The organism is Psychrobacter sp. JCM 18900 (assembly GCF_904846625.1).
In the GTDB taxonomy this organism is placed as follows: domain Bacteria; phylum Pseudomonadota; class Gammaproteobacteria; order Pseudomonadales; family Moraxellaceae; genus Psychrobacter.
In genome coordinates this window covers 390,175-411,296 of the sequence record NZ_CAJHBL010000002.1, presented here as the reverse complement: position 1 = coordinate 411,296, position 21,122 = coordinate 390,175, and the positions used below count along the sequence as shown (strand labels likewise).

Genomic DNA, 21,122 nt, shown 5'->3' with positions numbered 1-21,122 from the left:
AGTCCATTTGATGTTTTCATACTGTTGTTCGAAACATCTTCGGGCAGCAGTTTTTCATTTTAATTTATCGCTAATGAGAGATCTTATGGAACAGGCAAAAAAACCCTTACAAATAGATATCGTGTCAGACGTTGTATGCCCTTGGTGCGCTATCGGCTATAGTCAACTGGCCGAGGCACTAAAACAAACCAACACGCCTCACGAGATTCATTGGCATCCATTTGAGTTAAATCCTAATACGCCGCACGAAGGACGAAACTATCGTGAGCATATTATGGAGAAGTACGGTACGACTGCTGAGGACGTTAAAGAGAGTCGAGCTAGAATGACAGCAGCAGGTGCAGAAGCTGGATTTAATTTTCAGTTTACCGATGATTTTCGTACTTACAATACTTTTAATGCGCATCAGTTACTGCATTGGGCTGATCAGAAAGGACGTATGCACGACCTAAAACAAGCATTGTTCGTTGCGCATTTCGTTGATAATAAAAACGTGGCTGATAGTACCGTACTGGCAGACGTCGCAGCAGATATTGGGCTCGATCGTGTTGAGGCGCTTGCCGTTATCGCAGATCAACGCTTTGCCAATGTGATACGTGAAGCCGTACAGCATTCAAAGCAGCAAGGTGTTCAAAGCGTACCATCCGTTATCTTTAATGGTCGGCATCTGGTGAGCGGCGCACAAGGTGTAGAAAACTACAAAAACATCTTAAAGCAACTAGCAGACATGCCAGAATAAAAACAATAAACTGGATCTGATTTACCAATTACACCCTACTGAGCACAGTATATAAAAAGGTATCATCATTATGTCAAACACTAATCATTACGAGCCACCTAGCGTCTGGACATGGGATGCAGAAAGCGGCGGTAAGTGGGCAAGCGTCAACCGCCCTATCGCTGGCCCAACGCATGAAGCAGAACTACCTCGCGGCAAACATCCGTTGCAGATCTACTCAATGGGCACCCCTAACGGCCAAAAAGTCACCATTATGGTCGAAGAGTTGTTGGCGTTAGGTGTGACAGAAGCTGAGTACGACGCGCACCTGATTCAAATTGGTGAAGGCGGACAGTTCTCATCAGGTTTCGTTGAGCTAAATCCAAACTCAAAAATTCCTGTGCTTTTAGATACAGAGACTGGTAGTCGTGTGTTTGAGAGTGGCGCTATTTTATTTTATCTGGCCGAAAAATTCGGAAAACTACTGCCTAAAGATGCAGCAGCACGCACTGAAGTGATGAATTGGCTCTTCTGGTTACAAGGCTCTGCTCCTTACTTGGGTGGCGGTTTTGGACATTTCTACTTTTATGCACCAGAAAAGTTTGAGTACCCTATCAATCGATTTACGATGGAAGTAAAACGCCAATTAGATGTACTAGAACGTGAGCTTGCAGAAAATCGCTATCTAGGTGGCGATGAGTATACGATTGCAGATATCGCCACTTGGCCTTGGTATGGCAACTTAATACTAGGCGAAGCATATAATGCAGGAGAGTTTTTACAAGTTGAGAGCTATCCAAATGTGCGTCGCTGGGCAACTGAGATTTTAGAACGTCCTGCTGTGCAACGTGGTCGCAAGGTGAATCGCACTTGGGGTGAACCTGCTGAGCAATTACACGAACGTCATGATGCTTCAGATTTTGAGTTAAAAACTCAAGATAAATTAGACGCTCAGACAACTGAAGAAGCAAAAAAATAGACGCTTCGTCTATGACTTACTAGGGCGTGTCCTCAATTCAATCGATAGTCATCTAAATGGGTTAAAAATGGCTAAATCTTGCCAAACGGCGTCAAATAGCTGACTAATATCTCGATATTATCTGCGCTATTTTTCTTGTTTGACTGCAATTTATCTCATTTTTATCACCATTTTTAAAATGAGGACACGCCCTAGCTTACCTAAGTAGTCTTATTAATCGATTTTAAAGGTAATGTTAACTTTTCCTATTACTACTTGGGACTACTGTAAACATCCAATACTTTTGCACTTAAGACTGCTAATGTAAGGCTGTTAAATACCAACCAACCATAAAAATACTATTAAAAAGGATAAGAACTATGTCAACAGATTATGCTCAAAAAATTCAAGCCGGCACAACGTTTCCTGAAATGGAAGTACAAGTATTAAACGGTGAAATGACTTCATTAGGCAAACCCGAAAACGGTCATGACTGGAAACTGGTCGTTGTGTACCGTGGTAAGCACTGCCCAATTTGCACAAAATACTTAAATACCTTAGAGACAGTAAAACAATCTTTCTATGACGTCGGCGTCGATATCATCGCAGTATCTGCAGATAGCAAAGAGCAGTTAGAAGGTCATCTAGATCAAATAGATGTCAGCTTCCCTATGGCTTATGGTTTGACTATCGAGCAGATGAACACGCTAGGTCTATACATCTCTGACCCACGTTCAGAAAAAGAAACTGATCATCCTTTCGCTGAGCCTGCTGTGTTCGTTATCAATGCTGAAGGAAAAGTGCATATCGTTGATATCTCGAACGCACCATTCTCTAGACCAGATCTTGAAGCCTTGGCAAACGGTTTGGCTTTTGTTAGAAATCCAGAAAACAACTACCCTATCCGTGGTATGCACGGTTAATTGATATAGTAGATATAGAGTGTTGATTCACTCGATTATTTAGCTGATCAATATCTAACCAGTTAAATTATAGAGGGCGTATCGAGATAATTCTTGATACGCCCTTTTTTTGTTTATTGATAACTTAACTGCTATCAAACGCAGTCGCTTCATCTCTAAGTTCATTAGTATTTGCTCAGTACTAATGTTTGAGTAGTAAGGTCAATCTATAAAAAGAGGTTCTAAACGAAACTCATAGACTAGCCAACATATAAGAGCTATATTTGAGCTCGAAATATCAACTACAACCACTTTCCCTTTTAAGTAATCTCTATTTCTTCTTTTATCGATTTATTTTTATAGATAAAACAGACTGTTTTTATGGTTTGATTTGTCTTTCGTTTCGGCTAAATCTTGATACGATTGTACGTTCTGATTTATAAATGCTGTTTATTATTTGTTGTTAACACTCGTACACTGAGATTGATTTCTGCTAAAATCATGCAGCAACATTATCAATATCTCATCATAGGTATGAGTAAAAGGATTCGATATGCGATTGAAATCAATCGTTCAAAAACTACATGAACGCGCTCCAAAATTGGGCAAAGCTGCCTCACTGACGACAGCAACCAGCGTTATCACTTTTAATAGTATGTTAGCTGGTTTACCTGTATGGGTAATGGGTGCTACCAAGGCTATTACGGGTGCTGCCATCGCTGACAAAGCCGTTATCGATGTGACGAACTATTGGATCAATAGTAACAATGCATTGATCGATAACGTATTACCGCGCAAAGACTGGCGCATTAACTTACCTGATGATGTGCATACCAACGGTAAGTATCTACTGGTGAGCAATCATCAGTCATGGGTTGATACCAGTATCGTGCAATATATTAGCGAAAAACGTTTACCATTGACGCGCTTTTTTACCAAGTTTGAGCTCATATACATCCCTGTCATTGGTCAGGCTTTCTACTTTCTCGACTTTCCTATGATGCGTCGACATTCCAAAGAAGCCATAGCCAAAAACCCTGCTCTAAAGGGTAAGGATATCGAAGAAGCGAAACGAGCGTGTGCGTTGCTCAAGGACAAGCCTTTTACGCTATTGAACTATCTAGAAGGGACTCGCTTTACCCCTAGCAAACACGATAAGCAAGAATCCCCATATACGCATTTACTTAAACCACGCGCTGGCGGGTTATCACTGGCTATGAGTGCCTTAGGGGAAGAGATCGATGGGATTTTGGACATGACGATTGTCTACCCAGACGGTGTACCCACTTATAGCGATCTATGGAAAGGCAATATCAAACGTCTAGGCGTCGATGTGCGACATATTGAGATACCCGAAGATCTGTTTACTGCGATCAAAAACGGCGGTTACGAAACAGATGAAGCGATAAAAGCGCAAATGTTTGATTGGGTAGAGCAAATATGGCATCAAAAGGATCAACTTATCACAGAAATGCTGGCTGACTTTGAGAGCAATGACTCTGGAAATAGAGACTCTGAAATTAAAGATAATATTAAACAGGCTTAGCCTATTCTCTCTACCAACAATCCTAATTACTTGATAACCTCAAGGTGTGTCGCACGTGTACTAATATGATAAAGGTAAAGCCATATAATGATGAAGTTCCTCGAAAAATGGTTTTGGGCGTTGTGCCTTGCAGTATTAGTACATGTTGGGGTTTTCTTTGTTTTCTATCTCAACACTCATCAGACGGATTCAGTAGAAGTAGCTGATAGCCAAACGAACACGACTGAACCTGCTCTTATCAACAATGTAGATCTACCTGAAAAAGTCTATACCACTACTGTCACCAGCACTAAGACATCTAATGACACTAACGACAATATAGAAGACACGGTCAATAAAAAATCTGAGATTGGTAATGAGCCTGAAGCATCTCAGCTAACAAGTAGTGATGAGCAAACAGCCAACGTGGAAAGCAGAAAAGCACCCACTTCTTCAACTGCCAATAACATCGATAATAAGCCCAAAAAACCAGCTTCTACATCGATAGAATCACCTCAAGCAAACAAAACTCCTCCGCAAAAGGACAGGACACCAAATGCTCAAACAGTTAGCAATACCCAGTCTATAGTTGCGAACACTGATGATAAATTAGAAGAAATTAAAAACAATGCAAGCTTGCTGGATATAGACGTCCCTGCTCAAAAAAGTAATGTCAAAATAGATAAAGACTATCTTTCAGCAAAATCTGAAGTGGAAGCAATAAATGATCAATTGAGTGCGGCTATCAACGAAGTTAAAAAGCGCAATCAGCAGAAAATTGATGAGCAACAACAGTTAAGAAAAGAGACGACTAGCCAAAGACTTCCTGAAAATTCTAACTAAGAATATAAGAGTGATAAGCAGTAGCACAATTAGACTCAATACCTCTATATAAAAAAACCCAGCGATTAACTGGGGTTTTTATTATCTTATCAATAAATACTCAATATTAAACTGTTAGCGCTCACCCAAACCTTCTGATAAGGTTTTAGTAATTGGCTTAGTCAAATAAGACAATACCGTACGCTCCATCGCTTTAATATCGACAGAAGCTGTCATACCAGGTTTGATGACAATCTCATCACCGCGCCCCTTAAACTCAGCACCATTAATCACAATTAATACACGGTAGTAAGGCTCTTCGCCTTTAGGTGTTTGCTCCATTAGCGTATCTGGACTGATATAGTTGACTGTCCCTTTCATGGCTCCAAAGATAGAGTAATCATAAGCATCGAGCTTAACCGTCGCTTCTTGACCTTCTTTGACATAAGCAATATCAGCAGGACTGACCTTGGCATCTATAACCAAGTCACTACTGGTCGGTAGAATCTGCATGATGACCTCGCCGGGCTTGACGACACCGCCAATAGTGGTCACATTGATGTTTTTAATTTTACCTTCTGTGGGAGCCATCAAACGTTTCTCTTCAAGTACTTGCGCCCGATCTCGCAATTGCTCAAGCTCTGTATCTAACTCTTCTTGAGCCTTGGTCATTTCAGCCTGTGCTTCTTCAAAGTACTTATTGCGCTTGTTATTAATCTGCGCTTCGATATCAGCAACTTGACGACTGAGCTTGATAACATCAGCCTGACTCACATCGCCATACTTTAATAAAGGCTCGTTCATACGCAACTCTTGACGTGCCAGCACTAGCATTTTTTCAAGGGAAGATACTTCTTCATTGATGGCTTGACGACGTCTGTTATATAGCGCCCTTTGGTTTTGCACGTACTCAGGATAGTCCTGTACCCCTTTAGGAAATACCAACGGTTTTTCAAAAATTTCAGCATTTAGTCTTGCTAGCTTAGCAGTCAATGCAGCTGTTTTAGAAGCAGAATTATCAACAGCCGCTTTAGCACGTTCTTCCTCCAACACTACCAATAACTGACCTGCCTTAACCTCTTCACCTTCTGTGACAGCCAACTGAGTCAATACGCCGCCTTCTGACGCTTGGATTTCTTGCGTTCGAGCACTGGCGATTACCGTTGCTTGCGCACGGGTCACTTGGTCAATCTTGGCAAATGAGGCCCAGACAATTAAAGTGACGATCCCGATTAATGCTATCCAAATACTCAACCTTGAACGATTAACCTGTGGTTTAGTGGGTGTGTACTTATACTCTGACATGCCTACTTCCCTTGATCGTCTGTTGAATGTTGAGCACTGATGGGTTTTACACTGATATTTCTAACTCTAGAGGTAGCAGGCTTATTTTCGTCGGCACCTTCTTTTGACGGTTGATTAGCTTTGTTAACTATTTTACCTTTTTGCTGCACGGTGGTTTTATTTTTTGCTTGATCGTTTTTTCTGAGCTCATCAAGTACAGCTTGTTTTGGACCATCGATAATAATACGCTGGTTATCCATAATGATTAGCCGATCTACCAAGTCTAGCAATGCTGTCTTGTGGGTAGATACAATAAACGTTTGCCCTTGCGTCAACTCCTGACGTAGCACTTGTAGGCAGCGCTGCTCTTGTCGGTTATCCATAGAAGCTGTTGGTTCATCTAGCAAAAACACATCAGGTTTGGTCAATAATAAACGGGTAAATGCTACCAGTTGCTTTTGTCCGCCCGATAGTCCTTTACCGCCTTCACTGATCGGTAGGTCAAGACCACTTGAATGACTAGATACTAAGTTGATTAGCCCTGTCCTGTTTAAAGTCTCTTGAAGGACATCATCATTGGGCGCTGCCATACCGATTAATAGGTTCTCACGCAGGGTTCCTTGGAACAATCGATGATCTTGTTGCAGATAACCCAAGCGCTCACTAAGTGTCTCACGGCTGATCTGATGTATATCAAGTCCGTCTAACAACACGCGCCCTTCCGTTGGTGCATACAGTCCTGCTAGCACCTTAAGCAAGGTAGATTTACCTGAGCCAATAGGCCCAAGTATCGCTATACGCTCTCCTGGTTTAATCGATAGTTGCGGAACCGTAATGGCTGGTCGATCGTTGCCTTGGTAATTGAACGACAATCCATCGCACTGATACGCGCCTTTTATATGCGTAGGCGATAATGGATATGCAACGCCTTGGTTGTCTTGCTCTAGTGCAAACAGACTCTCGATATTCATTTTGGCGGCTTTGGCATGAGCATACTGTACTAGCAGATTGGGTATCGCCATAACAGGCGCCAACACTCTACCACCAAGTATCGAGCAGGCAATCAGTCCGCCCATTGTCATATCACCTTGCATAACGACAAATGACCCGACTATCACGATACCAACGTAGCTTACTTGCTGTAGCATCTGCGTAAAATACGTTAAGTTGTCATTGGCATGCTTCATATCCAAGTCGTTTTTGATGGTGACATCCATCACGTCCAACCAACGCGAGAGAAACTTCCAGCTGCCTGCCCCAGCTTTTATTGTCTCGACGCCTTCCACAGCTTCTACTAACAGACCTGTCTTATAATAAGAAGCAGTCGCGCCCTCTGATGCAATGGCATCGATGCGTTTGCGTGCAATTAGCCCCATCGTAATTGCAATTACTGCCGCTATTACTGGCACAACAGCGACTAATGGTGAGCCAATAAAAGCCACTAAGCTGATAAAAATAATGGTCATGGGCAAATCGACTAAACCAAAAAGCGTGCTCGCCGTAAAAAAGCTACGTACCTGCTCATAACCACGTAATTGTGCTGCCATAGAGCCAACTGACCCCGGCATTTGGTCGATACGTACTTTGAGTAGACGTTGGAATACTTCTCGAGATAGATACTGGTCTAGACCGACGACGACCTTATCCATGATTCTTGAGCGAGAAAATTTCATAAACGCTTCAAACATGATCACTAAGAAGACGCCACTGGCTAAAATGATTAGCGTGTATTCACTACGCGTTGGTATGACACGGTCATAAACCTGCATAGAAAACAGAGAAACGGCTAATGCCAGCATGTTAATCAGAAAAGTGGCGATAACGGCTTCAGCTAAAATACCTTTATAATTACCCAAATCAGACTTTAATAGATCAGAAAATGAGGCCTTTCGCTGCTTAATATGATCTTCTTTTAGACGAATACGCATGACCAAAGTCAATTCTTCGGTACGCGTATGTACCTGCTGGTTTGCTTGTCTAAAGTTCCAGCTTTTTTGCGGCGTTTGGCTATCAATCACACCCCAACCTAAATCCGTTCGATACGCTAGTAAGGGCAAAAAAGCGGCATCAGGGTGCTCTAGTATTTCTGGTGTATCGGTTATGCCAATGCCTTGTAATACTGCAATGACACCGCCTAACTCATGAATACTTTGACCTTGTCTGTCCGACTGCTCACTATGACGTTTGACGACATCATGGAGCCGTATATTGTCTACTGGATAGCCTTGCTGTCCGAGTAAATGCTTAATCGCATCAGTCAGCGTTTCGGTCAGATCAACCTGCTCTGAGTGTTGCAGCTCATGGTGGTCAACAGACTGAGACGGTGTCTTTTGTAATTGTGCACTCATATTAATCGCTTATTTAATATTTTAGATGGTTGCGTATGTAGGATAATTTACGCCTATTTATATGACTTTCTGATTTACTTATTTGTCATATTCTCTTGATCAGTTATCGGCGTAATACTGTAATCATCATTTAACATGAGATACTCACCATTGTTCAAGCTTTGCTCTGCCGTCTCGGGCAGCTTAATATCGATATATTCTTCTGCTGCGTTGTTTCCATAACCGAAATGACTGCTAGCGCTGTTTCTGTCTTGCTTATTGAGCCATTGCTTGACAGAGTTGGCTGGGCTAAACAAAGTCACTGGGTCACGATTATGAGAGAACTGCTGCCACTGCATAATGCCAAAATCTACTTGTAGTCTATAAAATGCACCCAACATTTCTGAGCGAGTTTGTACCAGCTGGACTTGATAATCGTTATGCTCACGGACAGCGTTTAGTACTTCAAGCCATGACTTGCGTCCTGCGATGAATTGCCGGCGATAAGAGCTGACCACAATTTGTGCCCCTGCTACAGCAGCGACCAACGAGGTTTCTCGGTCTTTGGCACTGACAAACTGCTGATACTGTACTTGAATGTTTTCGATAACATTACGGCGTGCAGCTTCTTGGTTTTGCACTAGGCTGTTGACCTCTGCCTGTGAAGCTCGTGCTAGCGCAAAATTGGAAAATCCAGCACCTGGTGCATAGCTCAACCCTACAGAGAACTTACCATCGTTTTCGTTATCCTCATGATAGTAAGCATGCTCATATTGGGCATAGATGGTTGGGTAACGAGCGGCTTGCTGTGATTCGACACCTTGCTTAGCGGATTCAATTTGGAAGTGCTCTTTTACAACGGTAGGATTGTAAAATCCAGCTCTATCAAATGCCATTCTTTCAAAGTCAACGGATTGCTGCTTGGCTTGATTTACCAACACCTTAAGATTCGGTATGCTCGTGACACTCATCTGAGACAATGGTTGACCAATGATTTGTTCTAGCCTAGCAGCGGCGATACGTTGCTGCTCAACTGCCGCTTGATAAGATGTTTGCTCTTGTAGGATGCGGTTAGTCACCAGATCAAGCTCAATACGAGCCGATACACCTTGACCAACGCGTCGCTGCATCATGGCTTCAAAATCATTCAGCTCTTTTAAATTCTCCACATGGACGCTTTGTGTAGCGACGGCTTGGATATAGCTTTGCCAAGCATCAATCGTTGTTTTGGCCACTAGGTTTTGCTGCTCGTAGATATACTCTACAGCAGCTTTATCATCGAATATGGCTTGATTGACATCTGCGGTGAGCTTACCCCCTGTCCATAGGGGCTGGCGAATGGTCACCTCTGAGACGAAATCATTGTCTCTATCGTAACCTGAGCTTACGCTTGGCGTTGGTAAAAGGTTTAATTTGGCCGCATTAATTCCTTCGGTAGTTGCTTGTTGACTCGCTCGAGCCGACCCTACTAAAGGATGCGTTTGAATTGCCTGCGCCACTAGGCTATTGATTTGGAAATCTGCTACTACTGCGTGTGAAGTCATGGTAAAACATATACCAGTCGCCAAAGCGGTCATAAAATGGCGCACTGAAATACTACGAAGTGACTGCTTACGATTTGACGAATTTTTCATATTATTTTTCAGTGATCAGCTCTATGAATGTTTTTTGAATAAATGTTGATCTTTTATGCACTAAACCTTACTAAAACTTACCTTATAAGGCAATAAGATAATAATTTAAATAAAGTCTAATGTACTCTACGGAGTAGAATTGTGCATAACGGAAGTTTATTTAGTCATCGTCATTGGCATAACACTGAATAAAAAACTTCTTGAGTAAACTGCTACCCTAAAAGGACGGGCAACTCACGATAGAAACACCCATAAAATCTATTTTTTCATTGATCTCATATTTAAAATTAATTAAGTGAATAGTGCGAAAAACGCCTCCGTTTTGGAAGCGTTTTCTATATTAAAAGATAATCAGACAATATTAGATGACAGTAATATCAGTATCGATATAAATTTGCGTAGCAGCATTACTATCTAATTGCCACACATTATATACTTGACCATTAGTATCTGTGACATCAGTTCCTGAATCTATCCAAACTGAAGGACTATTAGCACCATCTGTGTCGCTAAGATCAGCACCGACACCACCTAAATCTACTGTGTCATCGCTATTTCCTTTCACGTAAATAGGATCAGAGGTTCCTGAGTTGGCTATATCTGCTGCTTGAACTAACAGTGCATTGGCGCCAGTACCGCCAATATCGAGCACTTCCGTTTGGAAGATATCAGATAGACTTAGCGTCTGACCTGCTCCAGTTAGATTGATAGCATCTACTCCATCACCTAGATTGATGAGCGACACATCAGAGATATTATAAGCAATATCAACGACGTCATCACCGTTCGTTCCAATTAAGTTGACTCTGCCACCAGCTTCCGCTCCCCAGTTAATACTACCCAATAGATCATCAAGATCGTTCGCATCTACTTCCAACATCGCTTCAAACTCAGCGTTACCATTACGATCTACCATGAGTGTTCCACTCTCGTATTTCAGGTAGTCACCGATATTACCTAGCGTTTGGTTACCGTCCAGTAAGCCAGTAATATCAATCTGATCGCCCTGTTGAGCACTGAAGTCGCTCCAAGTATCAACACCGTTGTTGCCATTGCCACCATTTATACCATTTAAGTTATCAAAGACTAAGGTATCAGCTCCTGTGCCCATAACAAAGCTGTCATTTGCAGCAGAGCTAACTGCAATATCAGCAAACTCAGAAGCAGTGATACCTTTACCAACATTGAGCTCTAGGGTAGCGGTTTCTTTATCGCCAGTCACAGAAGTCGTCTCGTAGGTAAAGCGTTCAATTCCAAAACTTTCGCCGTTTGGTAAGTAGCTATAGCTACCATTTTTATTAACTGTCAAGGTGCCATACAAGCCTTCGATATCAATCGATTCTGCACCTTGATTTGGATCACTAACGAATACAGACTTACCATCCACTTTTAGCGTACTAATATTGTCCCGCCCTTGATCATTGTCATTACCATCAATCAAGGAACCAGTAACAGCAGAGACCACTGTAGATGTATAATCTTCTGAATGAATAACTGTGGCATTAAAATCTATACTCTGCAGGCTACCTCTGCTAGTAGTGATCGTAAGCACATAATCACCTGCTGGCAAATCAGGTAATGAAGAACTCAATGATGCATTTGTCGTTCCACCTTCTACTGACTCAGTAAAGAGCTCGTTAGTTGTAGTATTCAATAAAGTATATGTAATAGTTATCTTAGAACCAAGAGCATTAAGGGAACTTGCGGTCGCTTCCACCTCAACAGGAGCAGCGGCATCATGTTCAGCAACTGTGAATGTTTTAGAATAAGGGTTATTAATACTAGTAAATAAACCATCCTCTTCTTCATACTTAATTGTCGAGATGACATTACTTTCTTGCACTGTGACGTTATTGAAATCATCAACCGCAGTATGAGTGCTGATTTTGATATTCAATGTGTCAACAGCGACCAGACCATTTGCATCTTTAGTCACTAGATTGAAAGATTCTACTTCTCCATAAGGCGGCACCCAGTCAGGACCTGCATCAGTAGGTTTTGCGACAGTATAATCGTAGGTGCCATCAATATTAATTGTTAAGCTGCCATACTCACCTTGTACCACCGTGGCTCCATTTGACTCCATTATCTGATCGTCCACTTTTAGTAATACAATCCCTGTATCTTCAGTTGCATCTTTGCCAGCGATCGAACCCTCAAAGGTAGATGGGTTATCATAGTCAGAGAGTTTATCGGAAGTAATTGCCAAGTTAGTGCCCTCAATTACACTTAGGCCATCACCAGCAATCAGTACTGCTCTATACTCACCTTCGCCGAACTGTAATTCTAACGATCCATTACCCTGCCCAAGAACAGGAAGATTTAAGGGACCAACGGCTGTAAACCAATTATCTTCTAAATGCACTTGGACAAAATTACCTGTTGACTCATCCTGTCTATAGACAGCCAGATCGTAATCAACATCTACTCCAACCAAACTAAAGCCATCACCTCTAAAAGTTAATTCACGTACTTGGTTATCACCCACAGCGAATTGCATGACACCCGAACCACTTAAAGCAGCTGCATCAAGAATTGGCCCTAGTATTCCTATATTAGCAATACTAAACCCTGATGCATCGACGATCGTAGAATCTGTCGTATCAAAGACAACGCTTGGCACAATATCTACTACAAGGCTCTCATCTATTTTAACTTGATTATCAACCGGTAAGATATTCAATTGAATAGTAAGATCTGCAGAAGAGCTATTACCATCAGGTGATGTCACAGTATAGGTAAAGCTATCCTCGCTGCCATACGGACCACGGAAACTGCTATCCACTTCATACTCATAACTGCCATCAGAGAATATTGTCAGCGTACCGTATTCTCCTTGAATAGTCTCCTCACCTTCTACGAGCGGCTTTTCACCATTGACCGACGTAATTGAGGTAACCGTCGCATTCGTCGGTAGTTCATCATAACCAAAGCTTGCATCGACATCGTCTAGCACATTCCCTGTAATAGAGCCGCTGACCGCTGTTGCTTGAGAATAGTCCAAAACAGTATCAGAGAGAAAGTTTAAGGTGTAATTAGTGAGCGCAGAGACACCTTCACCACTAGACATAACAAACAGCCACTCTCCTTCATCCAAGCTAAAATCAGTCTCTTGAGATGCGCCGCCTAATAAGTAAGATACTACCCAGTCTTCTTTTACTTCCTGTAACTCCCATTCATTTGTAGACTCATTCAATTTGTACAAGCTCAAATCTATGGTACTCAGAACTTGAACTCCAAGTGCTGCACCTTGAACTCTAACTTCTCGTACTTGATCTTCACCTACTTCAAGTATCACTGAGTTGGCAATAACATCATCAAGCACACCTGCATTTAATACTGGGCCTAAACCTACATTAACCACGGTAAAACCAGTTTTATTCAGATCACTTGGTGTCAGATTCTCAGTTTCTAAAGGTGTAGCTGTTAGTTGGAAGTCAACGAAATTATCAGCCGCTGCAATGATTTCGTTAGTGTCTACCGTGAAGTCAATTGACTCACTTGTCACACTACTATTACCCGCCACATCAGTCACGACGGCAGTCACACTATAATCGCCATCGGCAGTGATGCCATCTTCTTCAGTATTTGGAATGGTGACTACGGCAAAGCCATTGGTACTATTACTAGCGATATCAGCAGGGGTCAATTCATAATCAACGGTGATAGTACTGTTGTCAGGCAATGTTACTGTTAATGTCACGGTGTCGCCTGCAACTGTACCCGTTGGTAAGGTGACTTGAGTTTGAACGCCATCTGCAAGTTCTGACGCACTTACTCCACCAGCTTCGTCAGCGGAAAGGGCCACGATAGGTGCCACTTGATCTGCATCGTCTTGTTGGCCAGGGGCGATGGTGTCTACCGTGAAGTCAATTGACTCACTTGTCACACTACTATTACCCGCCACATCAGTCACGACGGCAGTCACACTATAATCGCCATCGGCAGTGATGCCATCTTCTTCAGTATTTGGAATGGTGACTACGGCAAAGCCATTGGTACTATTACTAGCGATATCAGCAGGGGTCAATTCATAATCAACGGTGATAGTACTGTTGTCAGGCAATGTTACTGTTAATGTCACGGTGTCGCCTGCAACTGTACCCGTTGGTAAGGTGACTTGAGTTTGAACGCCATCTGCAAGTTCTGACGCACTTACTCCACCAGCTTCGTCAGCGGAAAGGGCCACGATAGGTGCCACTTGATCTGCATCGTCTTGTTGGCCAGGGGCGATGGTGTCTACCGTTATGGTCGTCACAGAAGATGCGTCACTCACGTTACCGGCGGCATCTGTGATGGTATAGCTGATAGCATAGGTGTCATCAGCAAGCGGTGTGTTTGGTGTTAGGGTATTCCCCACTAAGGTGGCTGGTACGACCACGCCATCAACCAACAATGTCGGTGTGCCGTTGGCCAATTCACTATCTGGTATGACCACGCCTGGGGTGTTGTCGTTGGTGATGCCTTGATTTGCAATGGTTTCTGCAGGGTCAAGCGGATCACCATTGCCGTCTACGTTGTCGGTGATGACAGGTGCTGCAAGCGGTGTGTCAGGCGCCGTGGTGTCTCGAACAGCATTGGCTGTTACAGTAGGGGAAACATTACCAGCCGTATCTTCGATTTTGACAGAAACCTCTAATGCGGCTCCTTCTTCTGGTGCGGGTATTTCAACCCCAACATTACCAGCTTCAATATCGTCATTAGTTAAAACTTTTTCGACACCGTTGACGATCACGGTATAACCAACACTCGAACTCTCTGGCAAGTCAACAATAACATCTACCTGGTTACCCGCTATCTCATCAGCCGTGATAAAGGTATCTCCGTTACCGATAGCTACACCATCTGGTGCTTCAGGCGCATCATCTGTATCTCGAGTTGCACTAACTGTAACAGCCGTAGACTTGTTTCCAGCTACGTCTGTGATACTGGCAGTGACTTGCAGAGATTGACCTTCTAATGGAGCATCAATAGTTACAGTTGCCGTACTGTTTGCGATGTCATTATTAGTTAGTTGCTGATCAACACCATTGACAGTAACAGTGTCACCTACAGAAGCATTATCTGGCAAACCAATAGAGATAGTGACTTGACTATCTCTAATCTCATCAGCGGTGATCAAAGCGTCACCATTGCCGATAGCAATATTTGGAGCACCAGGTGGAGCCGTGTCTACCGTGAAGTTAACTGATTCACTTGTCATACTACTATTACCTGCCACATCGGTCACGACGGCTGTCACACTATAATCACCATCGGCAGTTATGCCATCTTCTATATTATTTTGAATGGTGACAATGGCCACACCGTTACCAATACTTGCATCAAGATCATCTTCAGTCACTTCATAGTCGACAGTGATCGGAACTCCGCCATCAGGAGTGACGGTCAGCGTCACAGTGTCGCCTGCCACAGTACCTAGCGGCAAGGTGACATTAACTTGAACACCATTTTCAAATTCTGACGCACTTACTCCACCAGCTTCGTCATCAGAAAGGGCTACAACAGGCGCCACTGGATCAGCATCTTCTTGTTCTCCAGGGGCGATAGTGTCAACAATACCAACTGTTTCCGACAGCTCGTCTGACTCATTACCAGCTGCATCTGTGATACTTGCCGTTACGTCAAGCGCTTCACCTTCTGCTGGTGCGTTGATTTTAACAGTTACGTTTTTATTCTCGATGTCATCATTAGTCAATTTTTGCTTGATACCATTAACAGTAATAATGTCTCCAACAGATGCATTATCAGGTAAACCGATAATTACATCTACTTTGCCATTGTCATCGATCTCAGCAGCATTAATAAAGGCATCGTCATTACCAACATAAATATCAGTTGGTGCATCAGGCGCGGTGGTGTCTACTGGTGCGCTATCGTTATCATCACCGCCCCCTCCCCCTAAAGCCGCTGCCGCCACACCAACACCTGCTAGACCCAACAACCATGGTAAAGCCGCAAAACCTTCAGCTTCTGTGGCCCCAACCCACCAAGGGCTTATTTGTGAATCTCCAGCTAATGATTGACTTTGAGCTTCACCCATTTGTAGTTCAGTGACATAGTCTGTCACGTCACCTGTATCGGGAAGATAGTAGTAATAGCTACCATCTTCAGCAATACCTATTAATGCACTATCTGCATTATCATAAAACCCCTCAATAATGAGGTCTGGACCCTGTCCATCATTTTCAAAAGAAATATGAAGGTTTTTATCTACTCTTTTAGTAACAACATTATTTGGTGCACGATTAACGGTTGTATCAAGCAGCTCGTAATTAGTTCTATTAACAGCTTTAATCACTGTAGGCGTTTCATCTTTTAAGACCACTGTATGCTCAGCAACTGTCTCAACTTTATTATTAACTTTCACAATTATAGTATTCATAAAACCATCCTTGATTGACTAATTTTGACCAAATATAAACATAGCTGTTTGATAAAATATTAATATTTCATAAGGCGATAATGAAAAACACTTCTAAATCATTTTTTCCAAAGAACTTTGGTTAAATGCACTTGTAAAAATATATTTATATATAAAGCTAACTATTCTCTATCTTTTACTAAAACTTAACTGAAATCCTGACTAAACAGCCAGCTTTCTCACAGTCTTCTACAAACCTTTCATTAAAAAAACTTTACTATATATTTTACTATTTAAAATAACTTAACAAACTATTTATATTTAATAAAACGAATATAAAAACAAAATATTTTTCAACTCATGATAGTAACGTAAGAGAAATATTAATCTTTCTTAGCGACGCACTCTATCAACAAATATCCAATTTAAAAATAGTTTAGAGAACTTTTGTTACTTATTATTAGACTTTGTAAATATTAGTTTTTCGTTAGAAAATACTTGTATGCTTTTCATAGTAAGCTTCGGATATATTTTGTGCTATTACTTTTATAATAATACGCTAGGCTTACAGGTCAACATAGTTTCTTTATTAAATTGTAAACAATATTCGATTTTACAAATATAGCCTGCTTTTTAGAAGGGACATAATTCCTGAATCAACCTGTATAGACACGTTTCAGTAGTTAACGTCGTAGATAACGAGTAGGTTCGACAAGAGAAAAAAACCATAATAAATATTTTTTATAAATTAAGATTATGTAATAAATAGATAGCAAGGAAATAAATAATATTCATTCTCATTGCTTATAAAAACAAATAGAATTTTTGATGGTAAAAAGACAATATTAGCCAAAAGCGCTGTTTAAAAGCATTCTATTTAATTGCTTAGGCTAATTTTCTATAAGAAGATACTTGGAAGGTTGTTATTTTTTGAAGGTAGATGAAAAAAGATGATACTTGGTATCTTTTTTTGATTTGGTATCTTTTTTTGATAAGGCTCACACAAAAGTGAGTATTGCTTATAATATATTAATTTTATGAAGTGATAATTTGGTACGTCATGATTAAGAATTAGAAGTACCAAATTATTTTTATATTTTGTCTATACAATTAATAAGTGCTATTTAAGTTTCTTCAATGTCTAAACCGATGACATGGTTAAGATGGCCAGTTTTTAAGTATATGGTTGCATCCTCCACCCCTGCCTTTATTTGTACATTTGCATCTATCGGTAGGCGTATCCAACTATCCTGCTGATATACCTGTCCACCCTCTATTAGCTCACCTGCTACAACTAATATTTCTGCACCGCCATGAACTGTCTCAGTGAATAGCAACTCGCCTGCATCGATACGCTGTAGACTAACGCGCTCCACCCCATCGGAAAAAAGCGGGCAGACAGTACGGTTGCCTTGTTGCTGCCAATTAGCATCATTATAAGTGTCGATAGCCACGTGCTGCGTTTCGTCAGACGACATTTGCCTCAATTTAACGAAAATAACAGCACCTTCATCACTATAAGGCCGATGACCTGAAGACGGTGGATTACGTAAATACCAACCTGCTGGGTAATGAGTGTCATCTGCAGAAAAAGTGCCTGATAATACTAAAATCTCTTCGCCGCCTGGATGCATATGATGCGGAAAGTAAGAGTTTGGCGCATAACGTACAAGACTGGTAGCGCGAGCCTTCTCTGCGCCCACACGATCAAGCATGACACGCTCCACACCATTTTGTGGTGACTTAATCCATTGATGTGCTTCGGGGGCCAGTGAAGCACGTTGTGAAAAATCTGCATTAATTAGCATAAAATATTCCAAAGATATTAAACAATTAGGGCGTACCCACAATATAAAACTGAGGACACGCCCTAGACGATAAACACAAATATATGACGTTATTACCGCACTAGAATGACCGGCGATAACGTGCTAGCGATAATTTCTGTCGTTGTACTTCCGAGAAACAGTTGCTGCCATTTCGAATGTCCGTACGCACCCACCACCATAATGTCGACATTGTTCTCTACCTGAAACTTTAACAATCCATCCACCGCATCAGAAGCATATAAGTGATGTGCTTCAACGACAAACCCTGCATCTTCTAACTGTGCAGCGGCGGCGCTCATACTTTGTTTGGCGGCGTCGTTATGATTGCCCACCATCACGATGTGACCTTTTAAACCTTTTAATAGTGGACTTTTTGACACCATTCGTGCCGCTTTAATAGAGGTCTTACTACCATCAAAGGCAATCATATAGGAGCTTGGCTCTTCAAATTTTTCTGAGCAAATCAATATAGGAATATCTGACCCACGAGCGACCGTCTCAATCTGACTACCAATATTAATCCGACTGTTCTTATGATCCTCTCCGCGGCGTCCCATCACAATCGCACGATTTTCTTCTTTGAAATGCTCAATGCTAGGAAGCAACTTGCCATGACGTTGATAAACGCGAACATTGACATCAGCGAAACTGCTTTGAATATGGCTTTTTGCATCTTGTACCAACGCATTGCTATAGCTGTTGACGACTTTTGCTCTTTGTTCATCTAGTTGGGACAGCTCTTCTAATAAAAACTGACGACTATTTATGCCTATAGCACCTGATAAATCCCGTCTGGTCGATGCTGGTATGTCACTGACATGCAACAACCCAACAGGTACGTTTAGTTTACTGGCATACCACGCTGCATAGTCACAAACCGATTCAGTCACTGCCGAGCCGTCAATACAGGCCAAAATGTGCTGTGATGTTGTCATAATCTGTCCTTAAATTTAATTATTTAATCCTATACAGCTTGTTAGTTCTGACCAAGCTATGCTCTTTGGCTTATGTACTCTGATTCATTCTCTTTGGCTTATGTATTCTGACTGAGGTATGTTTCATTTACCTTATAATAGTTACCCTTTCAAAAATTATCTTATTAAGTAAATTTACCCCTTCATTTGATAATAACCAATTTACACAGCTTCATCCAGCGATGTGTGCGACCCTTTTGCAATAATTGCAATTTGTTACTGACAGCATCGTGCATGGCTCACCGCAGACTGATATCTAGCTATATATAAAGTCTTATCATCGTCTGACCACATGCGCTAGCAAAGTTTGCTACAATGTATTTTTTAGCATTTATGATTTCGGTATCGTTATTTAGGTGATTGGATTATGGCAAAAAATGCCCTACAGGCTCAATTATTAAAGGCTGGCTTGGTTGATAGCAAAAAGGCCAAGAAGATCAGCAAGCAAACGCAACATGCCAAGCGTACTGGTGACTCAGAAAGCGTCGAAGCCAAGAAAGCGCTGGCAGAGGCGCAAGCTCAAAAGCTAGAAAAGGATCAAAAGCTTAATCAAGAGAAACAACGCATATTGGAAGTGAAAGCATTAAAGGCCAATATTTTCCAAATGATTAAGCAGCATCAAATTACTGAGACAGCAGGTGAGGTTAGCTATCAGTTTGTCGATGAATCCAAAGTAAAGAAAATCGCTATCACTCAGAAACTGTACGATCAAATAGTGGCTGGTCACGTGGTTATCGCACGCTTGGAAGAAAGCTACGCGCTACTGCCTCGCCCATTAGCTGACCGTATCGATTCAAAAATGGAAGGCTTTATGGTTGTGTCCAACGACACTGCTGAAGAAGCATTGGCAGAAGACGATCCGTATGCCGCTTATGTGATTCCAGATGACTTGATGTGGTAAGGCATTATTTTACTGCTGTTGGCTTTACTATAGTGTTATAAGCATCCCCTCAAAAGCCCTTTATAGGATTTACGTTCTATAAAGGGCTTTTTGCGTTTATACGGGTTATGCAAATCTTTATAGCGCAAGATAAACGTTAAATGTGTCGATAGACTCAATCAAACGTACACAAATCGGGCTTCTTTAACCTAACATTGCTGGTTTGGTTAAAGAAAGTAACCCAACCCTATAATTGCTAGAATATGGATATAATCAACTTGAACAGTTATTCAATAACTACTACAATGCGTTTTTAGTACATTTTGTGGTAATACTTTGTTTATTTTTGAGTAATTGCTCAATATTGTTCATATTTTACCTATGTTTGTTACCTGATAGTTCGGTGCCATCGTGCCCGTTTTATTTGCTTAATTTGTTCCAATTCACTTTTACTTTTTCTCAAAAAGAGATAATTCATGCCAAAACATTTGCCACTCTCACTATTGTTTCTTCGCCTTGGTATTTTCATCGTGTTCTTCTTTTGGACACTCGACAAATTCGTAAATCCTGAGCATGCCGCCAATGTATTTGCTAAATTCTACGCTTTAGAAAATTTAGGCATCACTATTGTTTACCTGATTGGTAGCTTACAAATCATTCTTATCTTCTCGTTTGTCATGGGTCTATTCAAAAAGTGGACATACGGCATTATCTTATTACTACACGCCGCTTCTACTTTTGCATCTTTTGGTCTTTACCTAACACCTTTTGATAACTTATTGTTCTTTGCTGCATGGCCAATGCTGGCAGCCTGTCTAGTGCTGTTCTTAATGAGAGACTATGACACCCTAACATTGGGTAAAAATACGTCTCCAGTATAAATGTCAGCGGCAGTGCTTATTGCT

General features: G+C 41.5%; 13 protein-coding genes. 7 read left to right on the top strand and 6 right to left on the bottom strand.

All coding sequences use genetic code 11. The features are described 5' to 3' along the window. Positions 1-85: 85 nt before the first annotated feature. The 5 genes from JMX96_RS04645 to JMX96_RS04625 all read left to right on the top strand — a co-directional run bounded on the left by JMX96_RS04645 (position 86) and on the right by JMX96_RS04625 (position 4,946). Positions 86-739, top strand: coding sequence for a DsbA family protein (locus JMX96_RS04645; protein WP_201567635.1), 654 nt, complete (start codon positions 86-88; stop codon positions 737-739). A 70-nt stretch (positions 740-809) separates the two neighbouring features. Beyond that, positions 810-1,697 (top strand): glutathione-dependent disulfide-bond oxidoreductase, encoded by an 888-nt coding sequence (yghU, locus tag JMX96_RS04640; RefSeq protein ID WP_101205251.1) that lies wholly within the window; start codon positions 810-812, stop codon positions 1,695-1,697. Between the two features lie 359 nt (positions 1,698-2,056). Next, positions 2,057-2,599: a peroxiredoxin-like family protein gene (locus tag JMX96_RS04635; RefSeq protein ID WP_101205252.1), complete on the top strand. Its 543-nt coding sequence runs from the start codon at positions 2,057-2,059 to the stop codon at positions 2,597-2,599. A gap of 532 nt (positions 2,600-3,131) precedes the next feature. After that, entirely contained in the window at positions 3,132-4,124 is a 993-nt protein-coding gene (locus JMX96_RS04630) for an acyltransferase (protein ID WP_201567634.1), read from the top strand. An 87-nt stretch (positions 4,125-4,211) separates the two neighbouring features. Next, a complete protein-coding gene (locus tag JMX96_RS04625; protein WP_201567633.1) occupies positions 4,212-4,946 on the top strand; it encodes a hypothetical protein in 735 nt (244 codons plus the stop codon). Between the two features lie 114 nt (positions 4,947-5,060). Here JMX96_RS04625 and JMX96_RS04620 read toward each other — a convergent pair whose 3' ends face one another. The 6 genes from JMX96_RS04620 to JMX96_RS04595 all read right to left on the bottom strand — a co-directional run bounded on the left by JMX96_RS04620 (position 5,061) and on the right by JMX96_RS04595 (position 19,298). Further along, the gene (locus JMX96_RS04620; RefSeq protein ID WP_057760587.1) at positions 5,061-6,230 is read right to left on the bottom strand and encodes an HlyD family efflux transporter periplasmic adaptor subunit; all 1,170 of its coding nucleotides are present in this window, start codon (positions 6,228-6,230) and stop codon (positions 5,061-5,063) included. Positions 6,231-6,232: 2 nt separating this feature from the next. Next, entirely contained in the window at positions 6,233-8,557 is a 2,325-nt protein-coding gene (locus JMX96_RS04615; RefSeq protein WP_201567631.1) for a type I secretion system permease/ATPase, read from the bottom strand. A gap of 74 nt (positions 8,558-8,631) precedes the next feature. Then, positions 8,632-10,170 (bottom strand): TolC family protein, encoded by a 1,539-nt coding sequence (locus tag JMX96_RS04610; protein WP_227676918.1) that lies wholly within the window; start codon positions 10,168-10,170, stop codon positions 8,632-8,634. Positions 10,171-10,531: 361 nt separating this feature from the next. Continuing rightward, complete coding sequence (locus tag JMX96_RS04605) at positions 10,532-16,555, bottom strand: BapA/Bap/LapF family large adhesin (protein WP_201567629.1); 6,024 nt, start codon at positions 16,553-16,555, stop codon at positions 10,532-10,534. A gap of 1,103 nt (positions 16,556-17,658) precedes the next feature. Further along, on the bottom strand, positions 17,659-18,342 hold the full coding sequence (locus JMX96_RS04600; RefSeq protein ID WP_201567627.1) for a cupin domain-containing protein: 684 nt from the start codon (positions 18,340-18,342) through the stop codon (positions 17,659-17,661). Between the two features lie 92 nt (positions 18,343-18,434). Next, the gene (locus tag JMX96_RS04595) at positions 18,435-19,298 is read right to left on the bottom strand and encodes a universal stress protein (protein ID WP_201567626.1); all 864 of its coding nucleotides are present in this window, start codon (positions 19,296-19,298) and stop codon (positions 18,435-18,437) included. A 406-nt stretch (positions 19,299-19,704) separates the two neighbouring features. On the opposite strand from JMX96_RS04595, the gene JMX96_RS04590 reads away from it, so the two are divergent. Both JMX96_RS04590 and JMX96_RS04585 read left to right on the top strand, forming a co-directional pair. After that, positions 19,705-20,238, top strand: coding sequence for a DUF2058 domain-containing protein (locus JMX96_RS04590; RefSeq protein ID WP_201567625.1), 534 nt, complete (start codon positions 19,705-19,707; stop codon positions 20,236-20,238). A gap of 455 nt (positions 20,239-20,693) precedes the next feature. Continuing rightward, the gene (locus JMX96_RS04585) at positions 20,694-21,098 is read left to right on the top strand and encodes a hypothetical protein (RefSeq protein ID WP_201567624.1); all 405 of its coding nucleotides are present in this window, start codon (positions 20,694-20,696) and stop codon (positions 21,096-21,098) included. Positions 21,099-21,122 lie beyond the last annotated feature (24 nt).

What these genes read in the sequence shown, in the direction of transcription:
- JMX96_RS04645 (WP_201567635.1), top strand. Translation starts at nt 86, where the DNA reads ATGGAACAGGCAAAAAAACCCTTACAAATAGATATCGTGTCAGACGTT.
- yghU (WP_101205251.1), top strand. Translation starts at nt 810, where the DNA reads ATGTCAAACACTAATCATTACGAGCCACCTAGCGTCTGGACATGGGAT.
- JMX96_RS04635 (WP_101205252.1), top strand. Translation starts at nt 2,057, where the DNA reads ATGTCAACAGATTATGCTCAAAAAATTCAAGCCGGCACAACGTTTCCT.
- JMX96_RS04630 (WP_201567634.1), top strand. Translation starts at nt 3,132, where the DNA reads ATGCGATTGAAATCAATCGTTCAAAAACTACATGAACGCGCTCCAAAA.
- JMX96_RS04625 (WP_201567633.1), top strand. Translation starts at nt 4,212, where the DNA reads ATGATGAAGTTCCTCGAAAAATGGTTTTGGGCGTTGTGCCTTGCAGTA.
- JMX96_RS04620 (WP_057760587.1), bottom strand. Translation starts at nt 6,230, where the DNA reads ATGTCAGAGTATAAGTACACACCCACTAAACCACAGGTTAATCGTTCA.
- JMX96_RS04615 (WP_201567631.1), bottom strand. Translation starts at nt 8,557, where the DNA reads ATGAGTGCACAATTACAAAAGACACCGTCTCAGTCTGTTGACCACCAT.
- JMX96_RS04610 (WP_227676918.1), bottom strand. Translation starts at nt 10,170, where the DNA reads ATGAAAAATTCGTCAAATCGTAAGCAGTCACTTCGTAGTATTTCAGTG.
- JMX96_RS04605 (WP_201567629.1), bottom strand. Translation starts at nt 16,555, where the DNA reads ATGAATACTATAATTGTGAAAGTTAATAATAAAGTTGAGACAGTTGCT.
- JMX96_RS04600 (WP_201567627.1), bottom strand. Translation starts at nt 18,342, where the DNA reads ATGCTAATTAATGCAGATTTTTCACAACGTGCTTCACTGGCCCCCGAA.
- JMX96_RS04595 (WP_201567626.1), bottom strand. Translation starts at nt 19,298, where the DNA reads ATGACAACATCACAGCACATTTTGGCCTGTATTGACGGCTCGGCAGTG.
- JMX96_RS04590 (WP_201567625.1), top strand. Translation starts at nt 19,705, where the DNA reads ATGGCAAAAAATGCCCTACAGGCTCAATTATTAAAGGCTGGCTTGGTT.
- JMX96_RS04585 (WP_201567624.1), top strand. Translation starts at nt 20,694, where the DNA reads ATGCCAAAACATTTGCCACTCTCACTATTGTTTCTTCGCCTTGGTATT.